Here is a 20,658-nt window from a genome sequence, read left to right on the forward strand (position 1 = left end):
AGGATCGACAACCGGCACAGCCCACTCCCACCACACGACCGCGAGGAGCTCTGTATGGACTATAAGGACGTCGATGCCGCTGTGGCAGAGATGCTGCGGGTGCTTGGCCCCCATACCGCCGAGGACTGGACGGTGCCGGCGGGGGCGCTCGAATGGACCTGCTGGGAAACAGCAGCCCACATCGGCCACGACCTGCTGGCCTACGCAGGGCAGCTGGCAGCACAGCCCGCCGACGCCTACCTTCCCATCGACCTGAACGTTCGCCCCACTGCCTCGCCGGCCGAAGTACTCCAGGCCGTCACCGCCTGCGGCGGACTGCTCAGCAGCGCCCTGGCCACAGCCACCCCGACCCTGAGGGCCTGGCACTGGGGCCCGTGTGACCCCGAAGGGTTCGCGGCGATGGGCGTCGCCGAAACCCTGCTGCACACCTACGACATCACGCAGGGACTGTCCGTGGACTGGCTGCCACCAGCACGGCTGAGCGCAGCAGTACTCAACCGGCTCTTCCCCGTCGCCCCACACGGAGGCCCCACCCGGGTACTCCTGTGGTGCACTGGCCGCGGAGAACTCGACGGCTTCCCTCGCCAAACCTCATGGAGGTGGGAAGCAGCACGATCGGACTGATCGAGCTGACCCCGGCGAACGTGCTGGTCACAGCACTAGCCGGACAACCCAGCGTTACCGATCACAGATCTGGGCTGTGTCGCTGATTTGGGGGTGTCAGTCGGTTGATCAAGGTGACAGGAGGATGCGGCGTCGTAGGAGGTCGAAGTTGGCCATGCCGTACGTCTGTCTCTTCATCAGTTTGATTCGGGTGACGTTGTCCTCGACCGCTCCTGAGGTGAGGGTGGTGGTCAGGGCGGTGAGTACGGCTACGTGATCGCGCTGTATGCCTGGCGGCCAGGGTGCGGAGTTCTCGTTGTCCGTCGAGGCGGACGTCGGCGAGCCAGACGTCGAGGCCAGGTGCTCGCTGCGGCGGGCGCGCACCATCGAGGCCAGGCGCTGGGCGTACTGGGTGGTCGTGGCCAGCGCGGGGCTGCGTTCGCATAGCTCGTCGAGGCATTTGCGTTCGGTGTCGGTGAGTTGCTCAGGCCGGCGCATGATCCAGTCGGTGACTCGACAGACGGTCACATGGGGCAGCGGGGCATCCGCCGGGATCGTCCCGGTGCGGTAGGGCCGCAGGTGGCGGCGAACGGTGTTGATGTCGCTGCGGTAGCCGAGCTGCTGGATCTCCCGGGTGAGTGCGGCAGCGTTGGTGCAACCCTCCATCCAGCGGTGATGCAGGTAGAGCCGGTGGTCGTCGACCATGCTCGGGCGGTCGGTTGCCGCAGCGAGAAGCTGCTCGACATCAGCGGCCTGGGCGAAGCGCAGGACGGTGCCGCGGCTGATGCGGAGTTCACGGGCGATGGCTCGCAGACTGTCGCCACTTTCGATGCGTTCGTGGATCTGCCGGTGGCGTTCGCGGGTGCGGGCCAGCAGCGGTCGAGGCCGTCCGTGCACGTCCAGTTCACGCAGGGCGGTGGGCCGGACGCCTGCGGATGGATGCCGTCCTGGTTGGGCCGGACTGTGATGGGTTCGCGCAGGTCGGCGCGGTATCGTCCAACGACGCGCTCGACGGCTTGGGCGAGGATGTGGAGCAGGTGCCAGGCATCGGCCACTTGCCGGGGCCTGTGGTGCACCGGCGTGGGCGCCGTCGCGAAAGGAGTCGGCACGGTCGCGGCAGACGATCTGGACCTCAGGGTGCTCGCGAAGCCAGGCCGCAAAGGTCTGCGCGGTGTGGTCCGCGAGGACGTCGACGGGACGGTGGGTGTTCATGTCGACGAGGATCGTCGCGTAGGTCCGACCGCGGCGCACGGCGAACTCGTCGACGCCCAGACACGGGACAGATTCCGGCGCCGGGACGGGCAGCGCGCGCAGCAGAGTGTCCTTGCCGGTGGCCACAGCCAGGCGCCCGCACAGATTGGCTCCCGCGCGTCCGCCTAGAAACAAGGCGATGTCGGTGAGTTGAGTGGTGAGCGCGTTCGTGCGGCGGGCATGCCGACGCGTCAGGTCAGGTATCTGCTCGGCGAAGGTCCGGCGCGTGCAGCTGTCGGTGACGCACACGAGACGGCGTGCCCGCAGATCGAGTCGCACCTGACGGCCGGCGACGGGACGGTCTGCCAGACACCGCAAACTCAACTGCTGTCGGGAGCCCGCGGGTTACGCCCCGTCGACACTCACTGCGGCACCGCTGGTACTACAGTCGCGTTCATGACGCGTGTCCGCGTCGCTGGTAGTGGTGTCGGCGGGCGGTGTACTGGTGTCTTCGTCGTCGGCGTGAGCGGCGCAGCTGAGCGCAGGACGCCTCCTTGAGCTTCCGTTCGCGGCCGAGTGCGGTGGCTGCCGTGCCTGGTTCCGGAACTGTGCGGGCGATGAGCCGACCACGCGGCGGAACGCGGTGCTGAACGCGCTCTCGGACAGGTAACCCGTGGCCCGTGCGAGCTCGGAGATCGACAGAGTGTCGCGGGTGAGGGCGCCGCGCGCGAGGCTCATGCGCCATTGGATCAGGTACTCCAACGGCGGGACCCCGACGTGGCTCTTGAAGGCCTGGGCGAACGTGGAACGCGACATGTGGCTGATCTCGGCGAGCTCCTTGAGGCTCCAGGAGTGGGCCACGTCCGCGTGCACGGCACGCAGGGCGGCACCGATGCCGTCCTCGTTCAGGGCGCCCAGCCAGCCGGTGGGCCGGTCTGTCTGACCGGCGTGAGCACGCAGCATGTGCACGAGCAGGATCTGTGCGAGGTGGTTCTGCACCAGCGGGCCGCCGGCGGCGGCGACCCCGACCTCGGTGGCCGGCTGGCCATCCGGCTCGCCGATCGGCTCCACAACATGCGCACCATCGCGTTCGTGGCCCAGACCCGGCAGCACCTCATAGCCCGTGAAACCCTCGACGTCTTCGCCCCCGTGGCGTCCGCGGCGGGACTGGACACTGTCGGCCGTGAACTGCAGGACCTCGCTTCAGTGGTCCTGCAACCCGCACTGTCCTCCTACGCCGTCACCGGTCGGCTCCTGGCCACCGTCACGCTGCTGCTGCCGTCACGGCAACGAGCGCGTTGGCAAGAGGAATGGAGCGCAGACCTGACTGCCCACGCCTCCCGCTACGCCCGCACCCGCTTCACCCTCCGTGTCCTGCTCGGCGCGCCCCGACTGTCCCTGGCGCTGCGCCGCCCCTTCTGCCGGGAGCGGCGATGATGGGTGGGGCGGCGCGGCTGGGGGCCGCCCTCGGGGCACTGGCCGCATTCGTGATGGCCCTGGTGCACGAAGGTTTGACCGCCTGGGCGGCCGGAGCACTCGCTGTGGGCGGCCTTGTGCTGGTGGCAGCAGTGCTCTTCGTCCCCAGTGAGACGCCGGCCCGCCGTCTGTGCCGCCTGATCCAGGCCTGGCAGAGCTCCCCGGCCGAAGCCGCAGGGCCCGAACCGGGCCATCGTTCGGCACCGCCTTCCCTCACCCCGGACGGGCTGTGACGGTCGCTGTGCACGGTCACCACTCTGGCGGGCCGTGCACAGCGGCGTAGACCGGGCAGTACCGGGTCGGGCCCCATGCTGTTGAAGCCGGGTGGCCGCAGGCCGCCATCTCCACTGACCGGCAGGTGTGTTTGCCTGCGTACGTTGCGGCCGGGATACGACGTCCGCCTCCCCTGCCGGAATCAGGGTGGAGTCGCTTTGGCGGGGCGGCGATGCAGCACCCCATTGGTGACTGTCGGTTCGCCCCTTGCGTGCGGCGTGCTATCCGCCGCGCCTGGACAGTCGATTTCGAACACCTACCTGCTTCCTGCCATTTCTGACGATGACTGAAGAGGTCTGGCCGCAGTGCTGTGAAGCATGAGCATCTGCACCGGTACGCAAAGCTGCTTCCACGCCTGTTGGCTCGGCGATGAAGGGGATGGTCTTCGCAGCCCTCGGCGCCGCCGCTGACCGCATTCGAACACGGGGTCACGAACCGGGCCCCACGGCGTGTTTGAGAGCACGGATCGTGGGTGCTGCTGATCGTCCAGGCGGGTTTGTCAGTGTCCGCTGCTACACCAATTCCCAGAGACCAGACCGCAGTTGGCGCTCTGGCGAACAGGGGAGGAAACTGTGGCGAAGCCACCTGAGGGATACCACACCGTCCGCGGTCACATCCGGCGCAACCCGCGCACGAGTGGGAAGAAAATGAGCGGCTGGACGATCGCCGCGCTGATCGCGGCGGTGTGGTTATGGAGCCAGCTCGTCGGTTTCGGTGAGGCAACCCCGGCGAAGCCGGACGCGCCGCAGCCGTCGGTGTCCGCGAGTACGGGGCGCTGATGGCTCGCCGCGCACTCCGGCTGCGCAAACCCCGCGGCAGCGGCGAGCAGGCCGCGGCCGCGGTCGTCGCTTGCGCCGCACTGTGGCTGCTGGCCCGCATGGCCATGGCCGCCTGGCATGCCGCCACCCGTGCCTGGCCATGGCTCGCCGCCTTCATTGCCGCCGCTGCCGTGGTCGGGGTGTGGCGCATGCTGCGTGCGGCACGCGCCCGGCGGGTGCGGGCCCAGACGCTGGCCCGGCTGCGGCTCACGCTGGCCGAGATCGACGCCATGGACGATGTGGCTTTCGAGTTCGCGTTGCGGGATCTGCTCATCCGGGACGGCTGGACGGCACACCGGGTCGGCCAACAGGGCGACCAGGCCGCGGACGTCATCGGGCAGGACCGCCAGCGGGGCAGGATCGTCCTGCAGGCCAAGCACACCAAAGTCGCCGGCAAGGTGGGCTCGTCGGTGATGTATCAGGTCAAGGGAACCGCCGGCCCTGTTCACGGCGCGAACATCGCGGTCGTGGTGACCAATGGCTCCTTCACCCGCGACGCCAAGGCCTGGGGTGAGCGGCACCACGTGTACTGGGTCGACCGCGACCGGCTACGCAGATGGGCCGAGCACGGCACCCCGCTGCAGGACCTGCTTCGCCTGCCCAACCGGCCCGCGCGCCGGGCGGCTTTCCGCCGAGCCGCCTGAGACGCGCTCACCGCATCCGACGACCGTGCCACCGAAGGGGACTGGTGTACGGCAATGGACCCGCTCGACCCGTTGGTGAGGTTCCCGCTCGCCGTGGTTGCCGCTGTAGTCGCGGTCAAGACGTTCTGGCGGTGGCTCACCGGTGGGAGTCAGGGGGGAGAGCGCCAGAGGCTGATCATGGTTGCAGCTCGGGGAACGCTTCTTCCCAGACGTCTTTGATGGCCCTGCTGATGAGCTTGTGGAGTACTGGCCACAACTCAAGCAGGATGCCCTTGTTGAGGAAGCGGCACAGGTCGTCACGCATGCCTTCGGCGAGCACCGTTCTGTACAGGCTCATGCGCTGGCGTGGCCGGTCCAGATCGAGGACGCGCAGTCCGGACCACGCGATGTGCAGCGGCAGCTCCACCATCCCGTGCTCGGGGCCCGGCCAGTTCGTCGAGGCTGGACGGCAGGCGTCGCTGGTACCTCGCTCGCAGCACCGATGCGATGTAACTGGGCTCGTCGTGCCCGGCATCCATCTTCCTCTGCGCGCTAGCTCCGGGCTGCACAAGCTGCTGCGCCTGGCCGGCGCGCTGGTCGCGCGGCAGGGGAGGTAGAGGGCGAAGCGGGCTCGTTGGCGGGGGAAGGCTACTCCAGGGCGGCGATGAGAGGTGCCGCGCCAACTGAGTCTCGAGCCACGGCCAGCGTCCACGAGGGTGTTAGGGCTCGCAGAGAATTAGCTTGTGGGTTTCGGGACTTGGCTTCGCAGGCCGACGCGCTGATTGCCCGCCTGTTGTTCTTCTGCGAGCCCTTGGTGTGGTCGCAATGGTGCACCTCGCCATTCCTCAGCCCGAACACCTGCCGGTAAGGACTTTTTCCGCTCGCACGACTACAGAGCATGAGGATGTCGGTAACTTCGTGTATGGGGGCGGCTGTGCTGCTGGGGAGCGTCCTTGCTCACGGGCCGTGGATCGCTTTTGGCCTGGTGGTCGCGACGGGGCTCGCAGTGGTGACGTACTGCGTCTGTGCGGAGCGTGTCCGACGAAAGACCTTGATCGATTTGCTTCGTGAGGCGCCCAACGGCACCGTCGTCGCGCAAAAGGGCGGGCCGGGAGGGCCGGAGATGTGGGTGCAGGTGGGGGAGGCCGCTGCCGATGCGGCAGAGCCGGTGAGTGAACCGGAGCCCCAACTGCCGGTACAGCCTGGAGGTGGGGGGTGACAGGACGCATTCCTGCGGCGTGGCGTGCCGAACTGGAGACGTGCTACGTGCGGTGTGCGAAGGACGTCAACCGGCACGTCTTCCTGCTGGCACGAGGGGACAGGGAGCTCACGGAAGATGTTGTGCAGGAAGCGTTCCAGGAGGCGGCCGGGAACTGGGGGCAATTACGGACATTCGATGACACGCGGCAGGTGGCCTGGCTGTGCCGTACGGCAACATATATCGCTATCGACTACTTCCGGCGCAACGAGACCGCGCGACGCAAACAACCCGAGGTGCTGCGCTTTCACTACCAGCGGCTTGCGGCAGACACCCTCCACGAAGCGCTGACGGAGGCCGCGCTTGAGCACTGTTGGAAGGTGATCGAGCGGATGCCCCCGCAGCAGCATCTGGTGGCGCTGCTCCGTTGGAGGTGTGGGTGCCAGAACCGCGAGATCTCAAGGATGCTGGGTCTGGCCGAGGGAACGGTCAGCGCCCACGTGTCAGCGGCACGACGCACACTCAGAAACGAGGCAGGTTCCTATCTGCCGTTCGGAGCCGACGACCTGGAGGGAGGAACCAGTAATGGCTGACCACGACTCCGGCGAGGACCGGACTGAGGCCGATCTCCAGAACCTCTACAGCGCTCTGTCCCAAGTCACGGACCGGGCTGCTGATGCTGGGTTCAATTCCGCCGCTGGACTGGCTCGATTCAACGCATGGCTGAACGACCGGCCACAGACGGGCTCCCCCGACCAGACGGAAGCACTGGCCGCAGGAGAGAGTGCCCGCACAGACAACAAGGAGCGCCTCCCGTCCGGGCAGCGCCATAGCGCGGTGCGGCTCATCGCGGCGAGCAGGCATGCGCTCGCGCAGAGCGTCGAGGCTCCGGCGGCGGTCGCCGAGGCTTGGCAGGCACAGGCCCTTGCCCAGGCGATTGGGAGCCGCTTGGCCATCTCCGGCCCTCCCGAACTCCGGGGCCAGGCGCTCGGCCTGACCGAACTGGCCGGCCGGGGCTGCGGCGTCCTGGACGCCCCTGCCCTCGACACCGGTGCCTTGCGCGCCGCCCAGCTGACCGAGTTGGGGGATCACCGCGAGACGCTCCTTGGCCTCGGTACCCTCCTCGGTGAGGTCGGCATCGCCCTCGTCGGGGTCGCTGGCGCGACGGACGATGAGGGGACGTACTGGCGGTGCATGGAGGCCATTGACGCGGCGGACGAGTCCCGGGACCGGGTGCTCGAGATGCTGAGACTGCTTACGGCCCAGGACCAGAAGGTTGTGAAGCGGGGGTCGGCGGCAGGGTAGGGGGTGGCATTCCGCCCCGCCGCCCTCTGGGACTCAACGGCCCCCCGCCAGCGCAACGCACCGCGATTCACCCCTCGGTACGCACTCCGCCCCGGAGTCCGTCTCCTACTCCGGTGAGTCGGCGATCAGGGCAGCCGGCCTGACCAGTGGAGTGCTCCCGGTGGAGACCTTGGACGGCGTCAAGTCGATCCGTCCCCCGGCGGCATTCGGTCCGGTCGAGTGATTCGCTTGCCGGATCGCGGAGTGAGGAATCGGAGCGGTAGTGGCTCAGGTGACCTTCTTGTGCGTGTGAAGGTGGCCCGCTGGTCCTTTTGTGAGAGGAACTGTCGCCGAAGGGCAGCCGCAGCACCTCCAACCGCAGTGACCCGAGTCTGGGCATGGTGCCAACGATCAGGACGACCCGCGGGCCTTGATCGCGGTGTCCGCATCCAGCAACCGGTCCAAGTCGGACCAGGACCCCAGCACCTGGTTGCCGACGTTCGAGGGCTATCGGTGTCAGTACGCCACCGGCTGGGTCGCGGACAAGGCCCGTTACGGGCTGGCCGTCGACGTGAGTGAGGAAGCCGCACTTTCGGAGACGCTGCCCCAACGAGCCGGTCACCGTCACCCTGGCCCGGTAACGACAGCCCTGGGGGCGTGCCGTAAGCGATAGCCCCGGCTGGACGGGGGAGGCCAGCCGGGGCCGTGCGGAGGGCGGTCGCCTCTCGGCGGGGTGCTCCATGTTGGGCTTCAGCCGGACGATCGTCCCCATGGGCTTGAGGTGAGGCCCGGGGACACTGTCCCCTCCGCAGCCACGTATAGATGAACGGTGAACTGTCCCTGCTTGTTCCGTTGTTGGTGCTGTGCGCCGTGTGAACTGGAGCACCACGGCGGTCAGCCGCTTCGAACCACCGCCCCGGGCGAATTGGCCGCCGCCTGAGCCGTGGTGGGCGGAGGCGGCCATGGGTCAGGCGGCCGAGGGGATGCGCGCGGCGATTTCATGGGCAAGCCGCCGCGCCGACTCTGCCGGGTCGTCTGTGCCCTTGCCGAAATGCAGCAGCAACTCCAGCACCGTGTGCGCCTAATCGAGGGTCAGTACGGGCAGGCGCTCCGCGGCGGGCTCGGCGGGAGCGAAGTCGGCGTCGGTGAGCTCGAAGACCTCGTCGAGATAGGTGTCGTCCACGCCCTTTCCAACCATCCGGCCCGCGCTCCGGTTCCGTCCGGCAGCATGCTTCGGTGGTGTCTTTGCCATGTACCGGCAGCGGAGACCGGGCTGCAAGCCCGCAGAGTCGACCACGGTTCGGGCTCCGTCCGCTCGGCAGCGGCGGTGTGGCCAGCACCTCGATGGTGGTGTGTGGCGGACGTCTTGACGGTCAGGCGGTGTCGGAGTCTGTCTGTTCCGCCGGGGCGGCCGGCGCGGGTTCGCCGGTCGTGTAGTAGACGGAGCTGCCCTGCTTGGTGCGCTGGACGTGGCTTTTGGCGACGAGGTTTTCGAGTGTGGTGCGCACGACGGTGGTTTTGATGGTGCGGTCGGGATGGGCTTGGCCGAGCGTGGTGGTGATTTCCGCCGCGGAGCGGGGTTCGCCCTGATCGGCGAGGTGGCGGCGGACAAGCTCGACGAGGGTGGGCCCGGTTGCCTTCGCGGCCGCCTCCTGGGGCGCGGCCGCGGGCTTCTTGGAAGCCGTCTCCTTGGCTGCCTTGCCGTCCTGCGCAGCGGGAGCCTTCTTCGCCCGTGCCCGCTTGCCCGCACCGGGCTTGGTGTCGGTCTTCTGCCGCGGTACCGAGGGCGCTGCGGTTTCCTGTGGGGTGGCCGTGTCGGAGGTGCCGAGCGCCTTTTGCATGTTGGTCAGCACGGTGTGGTCGTGCTGCAAGGTGCGCAGTTGTTCCTGCAGCGCGTCGATGTCCGCCGTGATGCGTTCCTGTTCCTTGGCATTGCGCTCAAGGTCGCTGGTCACCTGGGCGGCGTACTGCGATGTCAGTTCGGTGGTGGAGGTGTGGGTGTCAGGCATGGTGCTGGCCTTTCATCGGGGCGAGGCCGCGGGCTGAAGGATCCTGCAGAGCAGGCACCTGGACGGCGAGGTGCTCCCGTTGGCGTCGACGGAGCTTATGGGTGGGCCGAGACTGCTGTAGGTCGTCCCTGTGCAGCGATAGTACGGACAGGCGGAGTCGGTTGTTCCTCTCGGGTGATGTCTTGCGCTCAGTCGCACTGTCATCCGTGGATCGCAATTCAGTGCGATCTATGCTCACCGGGCCGTGCTGCGGTGTGCTGCTGGGGGATGTGCCAGAGGATCTCGTCGGTTTCGCGGGAGTGCTGCCAGGTGGCCAGTGTGTGTGATGTGGTCAGCCGGTCGAGGAGTTCGGCCATCTGGTGGGGTGAGTGTCCGCACAGGCGGGCGAGTGCCTCCATGTCGGTGCTGCTGGCAGCACCGCCTGAGGTGAGGTGCGCGGCCAGAGCGAGCGCGGTCAACTGCATGGCCGGAGGCCGTCCAGCCGGCAGTGCCAGTGGAGTGGGGCGCAGAGCCCAGTGCGCGGCGCGGGCCCGCGCTCGGCTGCCCGGTTGCTGCCAGAGGACGGCGGCATCCAGCAGCCGCGCCTCCACAAGGGGAGTCCTGCGTCCCGTACAGCGCAGCCACCCGGCCTGCTCCAGTTCTTCCCACAACTCCCGTGCGGCCGCGCAGCCGCATGCCGCGCAGCAGGCCTGCGGGCAGCCGGACATGACCACGGGTGTCGGCGCGAAGAGCGCACTGCAGGGCGAGGAGCCGGGTGGCGGGGGAGGTGAACTGGGGGAGCGCTGCTGCCAGGTAGGTGAGCATCTCCCGCACGCGGGCGCGTTCGGCCGGGCCGCCCGGCGGCGCGGGCCGGCGCCCGGAGCATCCGGGCCGGCGCGGAGCGAGCAGGGTGGCGGGGACGACGGCTGTGTGACTGGTGGCGGCCGCGCACGCGGCGCAGGCGTCGGCGAGACGCCAGGTGCGGCCGCTGCGGTCGCGGGTGAGGGCAAGGAGCACCGGCCCGGCGCAGCCGCGGTGACGTGGATGCCAGGAGCAGCCCCGTGCCCGGCACTGACAGGTGCGCAGATATCCCGGCAGCGCGTCAGTGCGCGCATGGCAGGCCAGATGTGCCAGAGCCGCGGACCGCGCGGAGGCCGCCGTGAGGGGAGCGGCGTGCACGGTGCAGTGGGGGCAGACCAGACTCGGACCGCCCGCCCGTGAACGCAGTTCAACCGTCCAGATACGCCGCACTGCGGCAGGCGTGCCGGCAAGCCTCATCGGCCCGTTGTCCTCCTGTCTGTCCGAGCCTCTGTGGCGGGTGTTCCCGCCGGAAGCACCCAGGACGCACGCACGGTAGTGCAGATTCCTGCACCGTGAATGTCACCCCCACCTCGACCGATAGTGCAGAGGTCTGCACTGACAGGGCGGGGTGCTGCACCGTCGGATGGTGGGGTGACGATCTTGCCGCCCGACCCCGACCTCACCGCGCTGCGCGTGACGCTCGCGCGGCTGAGGAGCGAGCGCGGCTGGACCTTCGACGAACTCGCCCGCCGCAGCGGCCTGGCCCGGCGCACCCTCATCGACCTCGAACACGGCCGCACCACCGGCAGCGTCACCACCTGGCACGCCCTCGCCCACACCTTCGACGTCCCCATCGAGCACCTGCTCGGCACCCTCTGCGACGACCACACCCCACCCGGCACGCCGAACCCCTGACCACGCAGCGCCCGGTCGCGCACCGCTTTACGAATCACCCGAACCGGCGAGCACACGCCGAACACGTGGGCGCTTGCTGCGGGCCGCCGCCAGCCCCAGCCGCCTGCTGCGCACGGGCCAGAGCGGCCACTGCCGCCGGTGTGGCAACCGCATCGACTTCTATCCGCGCGCCGACCAGCGGCCCATCGCCCTGCACCCCGCCGAACTGGCCACCGCCCGCGTGCCCGCTGCCTGCCGCTGGCACCTGAGCAGCGGCATCGCCCACCCCCACGGCGACGGCAGCCCCTGGTGCCGCATCCCGCACCCCGTGCTCTGCCCCAGCCGCACCCCAACCACCCGGATGAGCCCGCACATCGAGGCCATGCGCCGCCAACTCGCCGTCCGCACCCGCCGCCTCATCGACACCGGCGCCATCACCCAGGCCCCGCCCACCCCCTGCAAGACCCCCGCGGACAACGGCCGTCCGGACCGGGCTGTCGTACAGCTCCTGTTCGGCCGCTACCTCGCCGAGGGCTCCATCGACGGCATCCGCTGCGTCGCCCAGACACGCCAGCGCCGCCGCTGCCCCCACCCTGTCCTCGACCCCCGGCCGGCGTCTGGACGCTCCTGCCCGCGAGCCCGCAACGTGGCCAACTTGCCCTGCCCGCCGCTCTGATGGCCGTCTACGACCTCAGCCGCCTGCCCTACACCGAGCAGCTGCGCTGGCGCACCCAGCACTGTACCGACCATGCCGCGACCCCGGGCGCCGCCGATCTCACCCTGGCCGGATGGCAGGTCTTCGACCCCCTCCTGCACACCGTGCACATCCACACCCGCCTGCCACACCCCACACCCGGCCGCTGCAGGAGGGCATGACGATGTCGCACCATGCCTGGACATTGCTCTGACTTGGCCCCTCGCCCCGGCCGAACTCCACCAGGCCACCCGCACAATGCCGCTCGCGGCACCATGACGCCACCCACCTCCTGGCCCTGGTGCGCGCCAAGACCCCGGACAAAGCCTCACCCGACTGCGCCATCAGATCGACGGACGGCTGCCCATCGACGTGATCACCACGCACTACCCCGACCCAGACGGCCAGATTCTGCTCAACGTCGCCTTCCCGCCCGCCACACACGCCGCCTTGAGGACCGTCGCCGACGAAGCGGGACAACCGCTCCCTATCTTCTTGCAGCTGGCCGTCCACCGGGCCATCGCCCGGCACCGCAGCGAGGAAGCCAACCGCCTTGACCAAGCAGTCCAGCACCTCCTCGCCCACACCACCGCCTCCCACCTCCTGGCAGCCATCGGGCGTGCCCTCACCCACACCTCTGGAGCCGCGCAGTGCTGAACCCGACCGACGAACAGCAGGCCGCAGCCGACGCCTTCCACACCGGCGACCACCTGGCGCTGCAGGCCGGAGCGGGCACTGGCAAGACCACCACCCTGGCCCAGCTCGCCCACGCCACCACCCGCCGAGGCCGCTACCTCGCCTACAACCGGGCCATCGCCCAGGACGCACGCTCCCGCTTCCCCTCCACCGTCAGCTGCAAGACCGCCCACGCCCTGGCCTACGCCGCCACCGGCCACCGCTACACCCAGCGTCTCAACGCGCCCCGCCGCCCCGCCTGGCAGACCGGACACGCCCTCGGCATCACCAAAGCCATCCGCATCGGCGAACGCGACCTGTCACAAAAGACCCTCTCCAACGCCGCCCTGCGCTCCGTGGCCCGCTGCTGCCACACCGCCGACCCGACGATCACCGGCCGCCACGTCCCGCGCCTGCGCGGCCTCGAAGACCGCGCGCTGCATGCCCAACTCGCCGCCCACATCGTCCCGTTCGCCCGCAAAGCCTGGGACGACCTCCAGCACCCGGACGACGGCGTCGTGCGCTTCGACCACGACCACTACCTGAAAATCTGGGCCCTCACGAGTCCGAAGATCGACACCGACTTCCTCCTGCTCGACGAGGCCCAGGACACCAACCCCGTCGTCGAGCAGATCTTCCTCAACCAGCGCGGCCACGCCCAGCTGGTGATGGTCGGCGACTCCGCCCAGGCCATCTACCACTGGCGCGGTGCCAAAGACGTCATGACCGGCTTCGACGGCACCCAGCTCGCCCTGTCCCAGTCCTTCCGCTTCGGCCCCCGGCTCGCTGACGAGGCCAACCGGTGGCTGGCCATCGTCGACGCCCCGATCCGCCTCACCGGCACCGAGACCGTGCCCACCGAACTCGGCCCCCTCACCCGGCCCGACGCCGTCCTGTGCCGCACCAACGTCGGCGCCATGGCCCAGGTCATGGACCTGCTGACCATCGGACACCGCGTTGCCCTGGTCGGGGGAGGAGACAGCCTGCGCGCCCTGGCCCTGGCCGCCCGCGACCTGAAGGAAGCCCGCCGCACGACCCATCCCGAACTGGTGCTGTTCCCCTCCTGGGGCGATTTGCAGGACTACGCCGCCTACGACCCGGCCGGACGGGATCTGCAGCCGCTGGTCGACCTCGTCGACACCCACGGCACCGACGCCATCCTGTCCGCCGTTGCCCAACTTGCCCCCGAGAACCAGGCAGAGGTGACCGCCTCCACCGCCTACAAGGCCAAAGGACGCGGATGGCCGCGGGTGAAAATCGCCGACGACTTCACCCCGCCCAAGGACACCGACCAGCTGGATGCCACCGGCAACACGATCCCTGGTCCGATCGACGACGGCGAAGCTCGCCTCGCCTACGTCGCCATCACCCGTGCCCGCTACCGGCTCGACACCAGTGGCCTGTCCTGGATTGAGAACCACCCTGACGTACCCGAGCCACCGTCACCGCGGGCCGAGGACGGGCCCACGTAGACCCCCGGCTCACGAGGAGAGGGGTCAAGAACCGTCCGGACCTGGACGAACGGCGTGCCGATTCGCCAGACCGGCTCATTGGGCGCGTAGTTGGTCTATGCCTGATTTCGCAGGGCGCTCAGTTCCGCACGCAACGCTTCGTTCTCGGCTACCAGTTCGGCCTTGCTGCGCCGATCTCCGGGTGGTTTCCGGGTGGAGTGGCTGGGCATCCGGGAGCGCTTGTCCGGTGGGGGAGCGGCGACGGGCCCCAGCGGCTCGAAGGTGACGATCACGGCGGGGTCCAGACCGCACTCCGGGCAGCGCTCCTTGTCGCCGAGTCCTCCATCGGGCCGTGGGCTTTTCCGGAGACGGGTCGCCTCGATGACGTGCCCGCAGTACAAGCGCAGCCGCCATCGCTGCAGCTCCCACGCAGGAGTCGGAGGACCGAGGAGATCCTGTATCTGCTCCCAATGCTTGTCTGACCAGCGAGGGGCCTGGGCGACGTGGCGTTGAACCCACTCATGGACTTGTACCGCCTCGTGCTGGCTGCTGTGGTCGGCCCGGGTCAGCTGATAATCCGCCAAAGGCACGCCATGGCGTAGATACTCGGTTTCCATCTCGGTGACGGTAGGCAAGGCGGGCACCGATCTGGGAAGAGCGTTCAAAAGCTCACCCGTTCGGATGGCCCGCGGCCTGTCGCCGGAGGGCTCATGGCCACCGCGTGCACAGCAGTTCCGTGGGTAACTGCGGCAGTGGTTCACGGCTGCTGCGTACTGGTCTTGCGGATTCGTGTATCTGCTGCGCATCAAGTCCTGGGCCCGTCTGCGCTGGTGATTCCTCAGGTGAGGGAGGTGACGAGGGAGTGCAGGGGGTTGGCGAGTTCGGGGTGGTCGCCGCGGGAGCAGGACTGGAGGAGGTCGGCGGCGACGACGAGGAGGGCCGTGGTGCCGGCTGGGGTGTTGAGGACGGGCAGTTCCCGGCGGATGGTGGCGGCGGTGGCGGGTGCGAGCAGGGAGTAGGCGTACAGCATGGCGGCGTCGTAGCCGAGGGGGGCGGTGCCGAAGCCCTCCCAGTCCAAGATGATGGGGTCCTCGGTGATGTTGGCGAAGTGGAAGTCGCCGTGGGCCGTGGCGCAGCGGGTGATGTCCGGTGCGGGGACCCCGGCGTGCTGGGGGAGGGCCCGTGCGATCCACTGCTGACGCACGGCGACGCGGGTGGTGTGGGTGGCGGCGATGGTGTCGAGGTCGGACCGCAGGCGTGTCCACCATGCCGGGGCCAGGTTCCGTTCGGTGCGCAGGACGGGCTCGGGTGAACAGATCGGACTGGTGATGAACTCCGACAGCTCTGCGCGGAAGGCGAAGCCGTCGTGGTCCAGGTCGTGGAGGGCGTGCAGGGCGGGTTTGTGTACGGTGGGGAACGCGGCGGCGGCCTCTGCGGTGCCGTCCCAGAGTTTTCCGTTCGCCTTGTCGGCGGGGGCGGAGATGAGGCGCAGCCAGCAGGCTCCGTGGGCAGGGTGGCGGGCCTGCTGGCCGAGGGTGCGTCCCTGGTAGCCCCACTGGCGGGGGCCGGTGAACGTGATGCCGAGGGCGTGGGCGGCGGCCGACTGGGCGGCCAGGGTGCGCTGTTCGTCAGTCCGGGTGGTGGGGGGCGAGTACATCGAGGGCCTTCCGCAGGGTCTCGGCGGGCAGGGGCGGCTCGTTGAGGGCGGTGCGAGCGGCGTCCCAGTGTGCCGGAGTCGAGGCCGACAGCAGCACTTTTGAGACGCCGGGGCAGGACGCGACGGCCAGGAGGCAGGCTTGGGCGATGCTCAGCCGGGGGTGGAGCAGATCCGCGAGCTCGGCGGTGGCCAGGTGCGGCAGCCCTCCGCCGTGAAGGGGCGCGGAAGCGCGTACGTCCCATCCCCGGGCGGTGGCGTCGGCGATGGGTCCGCGCCCGTCGAGCGCTGAGTCCATCACGAGGCTGGCCGGCAGCTGGATCGTCTTCAGATGGTGATGGGGGCTACCGGCCGCCTTGGTGGCCAGGCGGTCGAGGACGTGGCGCATCTGGGCTTGGACGGCGTCGGTGTCGGGCTGTTCGAAGACGGTCCGCAGCAGCGTGGCCACCCAGGGCTGGGCCGACTTGGGGACCTGGCTCAGCAGTGCGCGGGCGTAGTGGGTGCGGCATCGCTGCCAGCTGGCGCCGGGCAGGGTGGCACCGATCGCGTTGATCAGGCCCAAGTGGGCGTCGGAGATGACGAGTTGGACGCCGGACAGGCCGCGGGCGATGAGCGAGCGCAGGAAGGCGAGCCAGCCGGCGCCGTCCTCGGCGGTGGCCACGTCGATGCCGAGGATCTCGCGGTGGCCGTCGGCGTTGACGCCGACCGCGATCAGGGCATGGACGTTGATGATGCGCCCGCCTTCGCGGACCTTCTGCGTGAGCGCGTCGACCCAGACGAACGCGTAGGGGCCGGCGTCCAGCGGTCGGTTCCGGAAGGCGGCGACCTGCTCGTCCAGGTGCTTGGCCATGGCACTGACCTGGGACTTCGACAGTTGGGTGACGCCCAGGCTCTCGGCGAGCTTTTCGACGCGGCGGGTGGAGACGCCCAGAAGGTAGGCAGTGGCGACCACACTGATGAGGGCCTGTTCGGCCCGGCGGCGCCGTTCCAGAAGCCAGTGCGGGAAGTAGCTGCCGGACCTGAGCTTGGGGATGGCGAGTTCGACGGTGCCCGCTCGGGTGTCCCACTCGCGCGGGCGATATCCGTTGCGGTGGTTGACCCGTTCGTCGCTGACCTGCCCGTATTCGGCATTGCAGAGGGCATCGGCCTCCGCGGACATGAGCGCGTCGGCGAACGTCTTGACCATCGCGCGCAGCAGATCGGGACTCGCCGCGGCGAGGTTGTCCTCGGCAAGGGCGTGCAGGGGCAGACTGTCGGGTGCGGTCATCGTGCTGATCTCCTTCGAGGCTTTGACACTTCGAAGATCAGCCGGTAGTCGTTCAGCTATGCGGGCACCATCCCGATGCCGGAGCAAACCCCCGGATCAGGTCGAACCCGTACACCACTTCCCTGGACGCAACCCGGCGGCAGTGCGCGAACGAAGGCTGCTTGGGCGCGGGACTGGTCCCAGATCGCGAAGTATTCGCACTGCAGCTGGCGGGACAGGGAAGGGCTACCGGGGCCCGGATCGGCCTCCTCGATGTTGTGCACTGGCCTGCTATGACGCGGTCATGCATGCATGCAAGACGGACATCAAGTCGTCGGGGTTGACTGGCTTGGCCAAATAGTCGGAAAAGCCCAACTCGATGGCCTTCTCCTGGTCGCCCGGCATTGCTTGCGCGGTGAGTGCGATGATCGGCAGTCCGGCGAACTGGGGCATCTTGCGGATCGCCATTGTGGTCGCGTAACCGTCCATGTCGGGCATTATGATGTCGAGCAGGACAGCCATTGTGCCGTCGTAGCCTTCAAGCACTTCGATGCCCTCGCGTCCGTTCTCCGCGTAGAGCACCGACAGGCCGGCCTGTTCCAGGACGCATGTGAGGGCGAATACGTTGCGGATGTCGTCGTCGACGATCAGTACTGTGTTGCCGTCGAACCGACCAGGAGGCAGGCGCAGCGCAGCGTCTTCGTCTGCGCTCCGCCGTGTATCCGTGCGGGCTGTCGCCGAAGCCGAGGAGGCCCGGGTGTTAGACGGCGGAACCTCGGACGCGGTAGGGCGTGCAGGCTCTGTACGGCTAGGGGCCTCGGTGTCTTTGGGCGAGAGACTCGAGTCAAGCGGTAGGTACAGCGTGAACGTGGAGCCTCGCCCTGGCTCGCTCTGAGCGTGGATCTCCCCGCCGAGGAGGTGAGCGACTTCGCGTGCGATGGACAGCCCGAGCCCAGTGCCGCCGTACCTCCGGACGGTCGTGATGTCCCCCTGTGTGAACGCCTCGAAGATCATCTCTAGTTTGTCGGGCGCGATTCCGATGCCGGTGTCGCGAACGCAGAACGCGATCAGGTCGGCATTCGGATCGTGTGCTGAGTCCGACTCCAGAAGTTGGTCCCGGATTGAGGTTGACACGTCAGTACCCGCGGGCCTGATGACCAGTTCTACCGCTCCCGCGTTGGTGAACTTCACGGCGTTGGAGAGCAGGTTGCGCAGCACCTGGAGGAGCCGCTGTTCGTCCGTGTGCAGGGTGGCCGGCAGCTCCGGCGACACTCGTACGGAGAAGTCGAGGCGCTTCTCTGCCGTCAGCGGACTGAAAGTGGCTTCTACGTAGTCGACAAGTTGGACCAGAGCGATGCGCGTCGGCGAGACGCTCATCTTGCCTGCCTCGATCCTGGAGAGGTCGAGGATGTCGTTGATCAGCTGGAGCAGGTCGGAGCCCGCGCCGTGGATCGTCTCGGCGAACTCGACCTGCTTCGGGGTGAGGTTGGAGTCCGCGTTGTCGGCGAGCAGCTTGGCCAGGATCAGCAGGGAATTGAGCGGCGTACGCAGCTCGTGCGACACGTTGGCCAAGAACTTGATCTTGTACCGCATGGAGATGGCGAGTTGCTCGGCGCGTTCCTCCAGGACCTGCCGTGCTTCCTCGATCTCGGTGTTCTTGACCTCGATGTCGCGGTTCTGCTGGGCGAGCAGTTCGGCCTTCTCTTCCAGCTCGGCGTTGGAGTCCTGCAAAGTTTTCTGCCGGCTCTCCAGCTCGGCTGATCGCCGGCGTAGTTCGTCCGTCAGTTCCTGCGACTGGCTGAGCATCTCCTGAGTCTGTTGCTGTTCCAGGATTACTGCGCTGCTGTGCTCAATGAAGTCCGCAACGTCCTGAGGGATGTCGCTTCTGCGCTCGCCCAGCCACCGTTGCGCCTCTGCCACCCGGGTGGCAGACAGCAGGTCTTTGTCCCGGGCGCGTTCTTCCATCACCGCTAGCCATTGCTGAAAGACGGCGTCTTCCTGTACCCACGCTGACAGTCGGCCCCACTCCCTGATGAGGGCTTCGTGTGCGATTTCTGCTGTCTCGGGCCCTCCGCTTCCCAGGACGACAAGGCGGCGGTCAGGGTCGGCCAGGAGCTGGGTGATGTACCAGTCGTGACCAAGGTGCGAACGCTGGGCGGTGACCCGTACGGCGCTGGCAGCCCCGCCGCGGGCGCGCACCATGGACAGCAGAACGCGGCGAATGCGGTGGTCCTGCAGTCCCAGTTGTTCGCGTAATTCCTGGTAGACCTTTTCGGCGTGCTGGTTGAGTGCTCCGGACACGCCGCCGAGGCCGTAGTAGCTGTCGAAACTGATCTGCCGTTCGTGCTGCAACGGCCATAGTTGTGTGAGTGCGAACTCAAGCAGCGGAAGGCTTCCCGGCGACCTGCTGGCTTCGGCGGCAATCTTCTCTGCCAGCCCCGGGGTGAAGGTGACGCCAGTGAGGTGCGCTGGTTCCACGATCACCCGGGTCAGCGCTGATTCATTCAGGGGAGAGACGTTCAGCTGCCGGTCCTGCAGACGGGCGCCGATGTCCGGCAGCTCCAGCAGGTCGGGAAGGAAGTCCGCACGGAGCGTGCACACCAGACGAACGCGTGGATCCTGCACCATATCCGGGGGTGGGAGCAGGTGCTGCAAAAACTGCAGAGGATCGGTGCTGCCGGTGCCGCTGAGCACCTCCTCGAACTGATCTCCCACCAGAGTCAGAGGCTTGCCTGCCAGGAGGGAAGTCTTCGACGCCACGGGCCAGAAGCCCTCTTCCCGCAGGGCGCACGCCCGGCGCTCGAGCTGCTCCAGGGAGTGGTTGGCGCCCGGATGTTCCAGGTCGAGCAGAGCGCGGGCCAGCGACTCATAGGGGGCAGCTCCCGGTCGGAACGTGCTCACCCTCCACCCGTCGTTCTCCAGCACCGGATGCAGGCCGGCCGCCACCAACGACGACTTGCCCACGCCCGAGGGGCCCGTAACCATGACCAAGGGCTGCGCTTTCACCATGTCCTGAAGGCGTTTGACCTCCCGTTCCCGCCCGACGAACACCCCTGCCATGGCGTCTTGGGGGGTAAAGGTTTGCAGTCCCCGGTAGGGGCACGGGGGCAGCACGGCGCGGCCCAAGACGTCCGCCCAGGCAGCTGCCACCTCCGGCAGAGGAACGGCGTAGGCATCCTGAGTTTGGTCGGTCCTTCCGGCGATGGCCAGCAGGCCGACCACCACATCACCCCAGCGGTCTGTCGCTATGACCGGGGCGCCGCTGTAGCCGGGCTGGGCCCGCAGGGCTGCCTCAGAGTGAGTATCGAGCTGGATCAGTCCCCCTCCGACTGATCCCCGTAAGACACACGTGCTCCACGCGCCGTTGGTCCGGCGCTCGGGGACACGCGCGAATCCGAAGACGGAAACCGGCGCATCGGCAACCACGCCGACCCGCGCATCCACCAGCCGGGCCGGACCCGCCCCGCGGGGAAGAGCGTCCCCGCCCACGATCACGAGTCCTGCGATATCACGGCCAGCGCCGGCGGAACCGGGAGGCGCGTCCCAGGCTGCCACTCGGCACTCTCGTAGCGGTGCACCCTCGCCGTCGCCCAGCAGGACGAACTCCACCTGAACGCGGGCACGTTCGGACGGAGGCTCACGATGGAACTTGTCACGGCCGAGCGCGGCGTTGACTACATGAGCACAAGTGACGATGTGCCGGTCGCCCACGACGACCCCGACACCGACGGGAGCCTCCGATGTCTGTGCGCGGATCTTGACGATGAACCCCTCGCGCTGAGCATGCAT

The 20,658-nt window shown here is 68.4% G+C and carries 18 protein-coding genes and 4 pseudogenes; 12 read left to right on the forward strand and 10 right to left on the reverse strand.

The genetic code is table 11. The features are described from left to right. Positions 1-54: 54 nt before the first annotated feature. Positions 55-624 (forward strand): maleylpyruvate isomerase N-terminal domain-containing protein, encoded by a 570-nt coding sequence (locus ACZ5VQ_RS46590; RefSeq protein WP_469110316.1) that lies wholly within the window; start codon positions 55-57, stop codon positions 622-624. 108 nt (positions 625-732) lie between these two features. Here ACZ5VQ_RS46590 and ACZ5VQ_RS46595 read toward each other — a convergent pair whose 3' ends face one another. Then, a complete protein-coding gene (locus ACZ5VQ_RS46595) occupies positions 733-2,133 on the reverse strand; it encodes a transposase (protein ID WP_469110317.1) in 1,401 nt (466 codons plus the stop codon). Between the two features lie 66 nt (positions 2,134-2,199). Continuing rightward, entirely contained in the window at positions 2,200-2,757 is a 558-nt protein-coding gene (locus ACZ5VQ_RS46600) for a helix-turn-helix transcriptional regulator (RefSeq protein ID WP_469110318.1), read from the reverse strand. Between ACZ5VQ_RS46600 and ACZ5VQ_RS46605 the strand changes: the two genes are divergently transcribed. From ACZ5VQ_RS46605 to ACZ5VQ_RS46620, 4 genes are all read left to right on the forward strand, one after another. Next, positions 2,743-3,231, forward strand: a complete 489-nt coding sequence (locus ACZ5VQ_RS46605; RefSeq protein ID WP_469110319.1) for an HD domain-containing protein — start codon at positions 2,743-2,745, stop codon at positions 3,229-3,231. The two genes, ACZ5VQ_RS46600 and ACZ5VQ_RS46605, sit on opposite strands and share 15 nt — an antisense overlap. Further along, a complete protein-coding gene (locus ACZ5VQ_RS46610) occupies positions 3,228-3,503 on the forward strand; it encodes a hypothetical protein (RefSeq protein ID WP_469110320.1) in 276 nt (91 codons plus the stop codon). Before ACZ5VQ_RS46605 ends, ACZ5VQ_RS46610 begins: the two co-directional genes overlap by 4 nt. A 612-nt stretch (positions 3,504-4,115) precedes the next feature. Next, the gene (locus ACZ5VQ_RS46615) at positions 4,116-4,322 is read left to right on the forward strand and encodes a hypothetical protein (protein WP_469110321.1); all 207 of its coding nucleotides are present in this window, start codon (positions 4,116-4,118) and stop codon (positions 4,320-4,322) included. After that, on the forward strand, positions 4,322-5,005 hold the full coding sequence (locus ACZ5VQ_RS46620) for a restriction endonuclease (RefSeq protein ID WP_469110322.1): 684 nt from the start codon (positions 4,322-4,324) through the stop codon (positions 5,003-5,005). Before ACZ5VQ_RS46615 ends, ACZ5VQ_RS46620 begins: the two co-directional genes overlap by 1 nt. 175 nt (positions 5,006-5,180) lie before the next feature. On the opposite strand, the pseudogene ACZ5VQ_RS46625 reads toward ACZ5VQ_RS46620, so the two are convergent. Beyond that, positions 5,181-5,523, reverse strand: a pseudogene (locus ACZ5VQ_RS46625) (hypothetical protein). A gap of 676 nt (positions 5,524-6,199) precedes the next feature. Between ACZ5VQ_RS46625 and ACZ5VQ_RS46630 the strand changes: the two are divergent. Then, positions 6,200-6,775 (forward strand): RNA polymerase sigma factor, encoded by a 576-nt coding sequence (locus ACZ5VQ_RS46630; protein WP_469110323.1) that lies wholly within the window; start codon positions 6,200-6,202, stop codon positions 6,773-6,775. A gap of 244 nt (positions 6,776-7,019) precedes the next feature. Next, positions 7,020-7,487, forward strand: a complete 468-nt coding sequence (locus tag ACZ5VQ_RS46635; RefSeq protein ID WP_469110344.1) for a DUF6099 family protein — start codon at positions 7,020-7,022, stop codon at positions 7,485-7,487. A gap of 1,352 nt (positions 7,488-8,839) precedes the next feature. Here the strand turns inward: ACZ5VQ_RS46635 and ACZ5VQ_RS46640 are convergent. Both ACZ5VQ_RS46640 and ACZ5VQ_RS46645 read right to left on the reverse strand, forming a co-directional pair. Then, positions 8,840-9,475, reverse strand: coding sequence for a BlaI/MecI/CopY family transcriptional regulator (locus ACZ5VQ_RS46640; protein ID WP_469110324.1), 636 nt, complete (start codon positions 9,473-9,475; stop codon positions 8,840-8,842). A 218-nt stretch (positions 9,476-9,693) separates the two neighbouring features. Further along, positions 9,694-10,182: a hypothetical protein gene (locus ACZ5VQ_RS46645; protein ID WP_469110325.1), complete on the reverse strand. Its 489-nt coding sequence runs from the start codon at positions 10,180-10,182 to the stop codon at positions 9,694-9,696. A gap of 724 nt (positions 10,183-10,906) precedes the next feature. Here ACZ5VQ_RS46645 and ACZ5VQ_RS46650 point away from each other — a divergent pair. The 5 genes from ACZ5VQ_RS46650 (at position 10,907) to ACZ5VQ_RS46670 (ending at position 13,990) form a co-directional block, all read left to right on the forward strand. Continuing rightward, positions 10,907-11,170, forward strand: coding sequence for a helix-turn-helix transcriptional regulator (locus tag ACZ5VQ_RS46650; RefSeq protein WP_469110326.1), 264 nt, complete (start codon positions 10,907-10,909; stop codon positions 11,168-11,170). Positions 11,171-11,243: 73 nt separating this feature from the next. Continuing rightward, the gene (locus ACZ5VQ_RS46655; RefSeq protein ID WP_469110327.1) at positions 11,244-11,825 is read left to right on the forward strand and encodes a DUF6083 domain-containing protein; all 582 of its coding nucleotides are present in this window, start codon (positions 11,244-11,246) and stop codon (positions 11,823-11,825) included. After that, positions 11,825-12,025 (forward strand): hypothetical protein, encoded by a 201-nt coding sequence (locus ACZ5VQ_RS46660; protein WP_469110328.1) that lies wholly within the window; start codon positions 11,825-11,827, stop codon positions 12,023-12,025. Before ACZ5VQ_RS46655 ends, ACZ5VQ_RS46660 begins: the two co-directional genes overlap by 1 nt. A gap of 190 nt (positions 12,026-12,215) precedes the next feature. Then, on the forward strand, positions 12,216-12,500 hold the full coding sequence (locus tag ACZ5VQ_RS46665; RefSeq protein ID WP_469110329.1) for a hypothetical protein: 285 nt from the start codon (positions 12,216-12,218) through the stop codon (positions 12,498-12,500). After that, positions 12,497-13,990 carry a UvrD-helicase domain-containing protein gene (locus ACZ5VQ_RS46670; RefSeq protein ID WP_469110345.1) on the forward strand — a complete coding sequence of 498 codons (1,494 nt, stop codon included), beginning with the start codon at positions 12,497-12,499 and terminating at the stop codon, positions 13,988-13,990. The genes ACZ5VQ_RS46665 and ACZ5VQ_RS46670 overlap by 4 nt, the downstream gene beginning before the upstream one ends. A gap of 95 nt (positions 13,991-14,085) precedes the next feature. On the opposite strand, the gene ACZ5VQ_RS46675 is transcribed toward ACZ5VQ_RS46670, so the two are convergent. From ACZ5VQ_RS46675 to ACZ5VQ_RS46695, 5 genes and pseudogenes are all read right to left on the reverse strand, one after another. Then, on the reverse strand, positions 14,086-14,586 hold the full coding sequence (locus ACZ5VQ_RS46675; protein ID WP_469110330.1) for a hypothetical protein: 501 nt from the start codon (positions 14,584-14,586) through the stop codon (positions 14,086-14,088). A 221-nt stretch (positions 14,587-14,807) separates the two neighbouring features. Next, complete coding sequence (locus ACZ5VQ_RS46680) at positions 14,808-15,626, reverse strand: aminoglycoside phosphotransferase family protein (RefSeq protein WP_469110331.1); 819 nt, start codon at positions 15,624-15,626, stop codon at positions 14,808-14,810. 331 nt (positions 15,627-15,957) lie between these two features. Then, positions 15,958-16,890 (reverse strand): annotated as a pseudogene (locus ACZ5VQ_RS46685) (IS256 family transposase); the annotation flags it as partial. A 270-nt stretch (positions 16,891-17,160) separates the two neighbouring features. Then, positions 17,161-18,675: pseudogene (locus ACZ5VQ_RS46690) on the reverse strand (ATP-binding protein); the annotation flags it as partial. A gap of 201 nt (positions 18,676-18,876) precedes the next feature. Beyond that, positions 18,877-20,658: pseudogene (locus ACZ5VQ_RS46695) on the reverse strand (serine protease); the annotation flags it as partial.

It is taken from the genome of Streptomyces sp. NPDC033178 (assembly GCF_055577685.1).

What these genes read in the sequence shown, in the direction of transcription:
- ACZ5VQ_RS46645 (WP_469110325.1), bottom strand. Translation starts at nt 10,182, where the DNA reads ATGTCCGGCTGCCCGCAGGCCTGCTGCGCGGCATGCGGCTGCGCGGCC.
- ACZ5VQ_RS46590 (WP_469110316.1), top strand. Translation starts at nt 55, where the DNA reads ATGGACTATAAGGACGTCGATGCCGCTGTGGCAGAGATGCTGCGGGTG.
- ACZ5VQ_RS46610 (WP_469110320.1), top strand. Translation starts at nt 3,228, where the DNA reads ATGATGGGTGGGGCGGCGCGGCTGGGGGCCGCCCTCGGGGCACTGGCC.
- ACZ5VQ_RS46680 (WP_469110331.1), bottom strand. Translation starts at nt 15,626, where the DNA reads ATGTACTCGCCCCCCACCACCCGGACTGACGAACAGCGCACCCTGGCC.
- ACZ5VQ_RS46600 (WP_469110318.1), bottom strand. Translation starts at nt 2,757, where the DNA reads ATGCTGCGTGCTCACGCCGGTCAGACAGACCGGCCCACCGGCTGGCTG.
- ACZ5VQ_RS46640 (WP_469110324.1), bottom strand. Translation starts at nt 9,475, where the DNA reads ATGCCTGACACCCACACCTCCACCACCGAACTGACATCGCAGTACGCC.
- ACZ5VQ_RS46660 (WP_469110328.1), top strand. Translation starts at nt 11,825, where the DNA reads ATGGCCGTCTACGACCTCAGCCGCCTGCCCTACACCGAGCAGCTGCGC.
- ACZ5VQ_RS46620 (WP_469110322.1), top strand. Translation starts at nt 4,322, where the DNA reads ATGGCTCGCCGCGCACTCCGGCTGCGCAAACCCCGCGGCAGCGGCGAG.
- ACZ5VQ_RS46675 (WP_469110330.1), bottom strand. Translation starts at nt 14,586, where the DNA reads ATGGAAACCGAGTATCTACGCCATGGCGTGCCTTTGGCGGATTATCAG.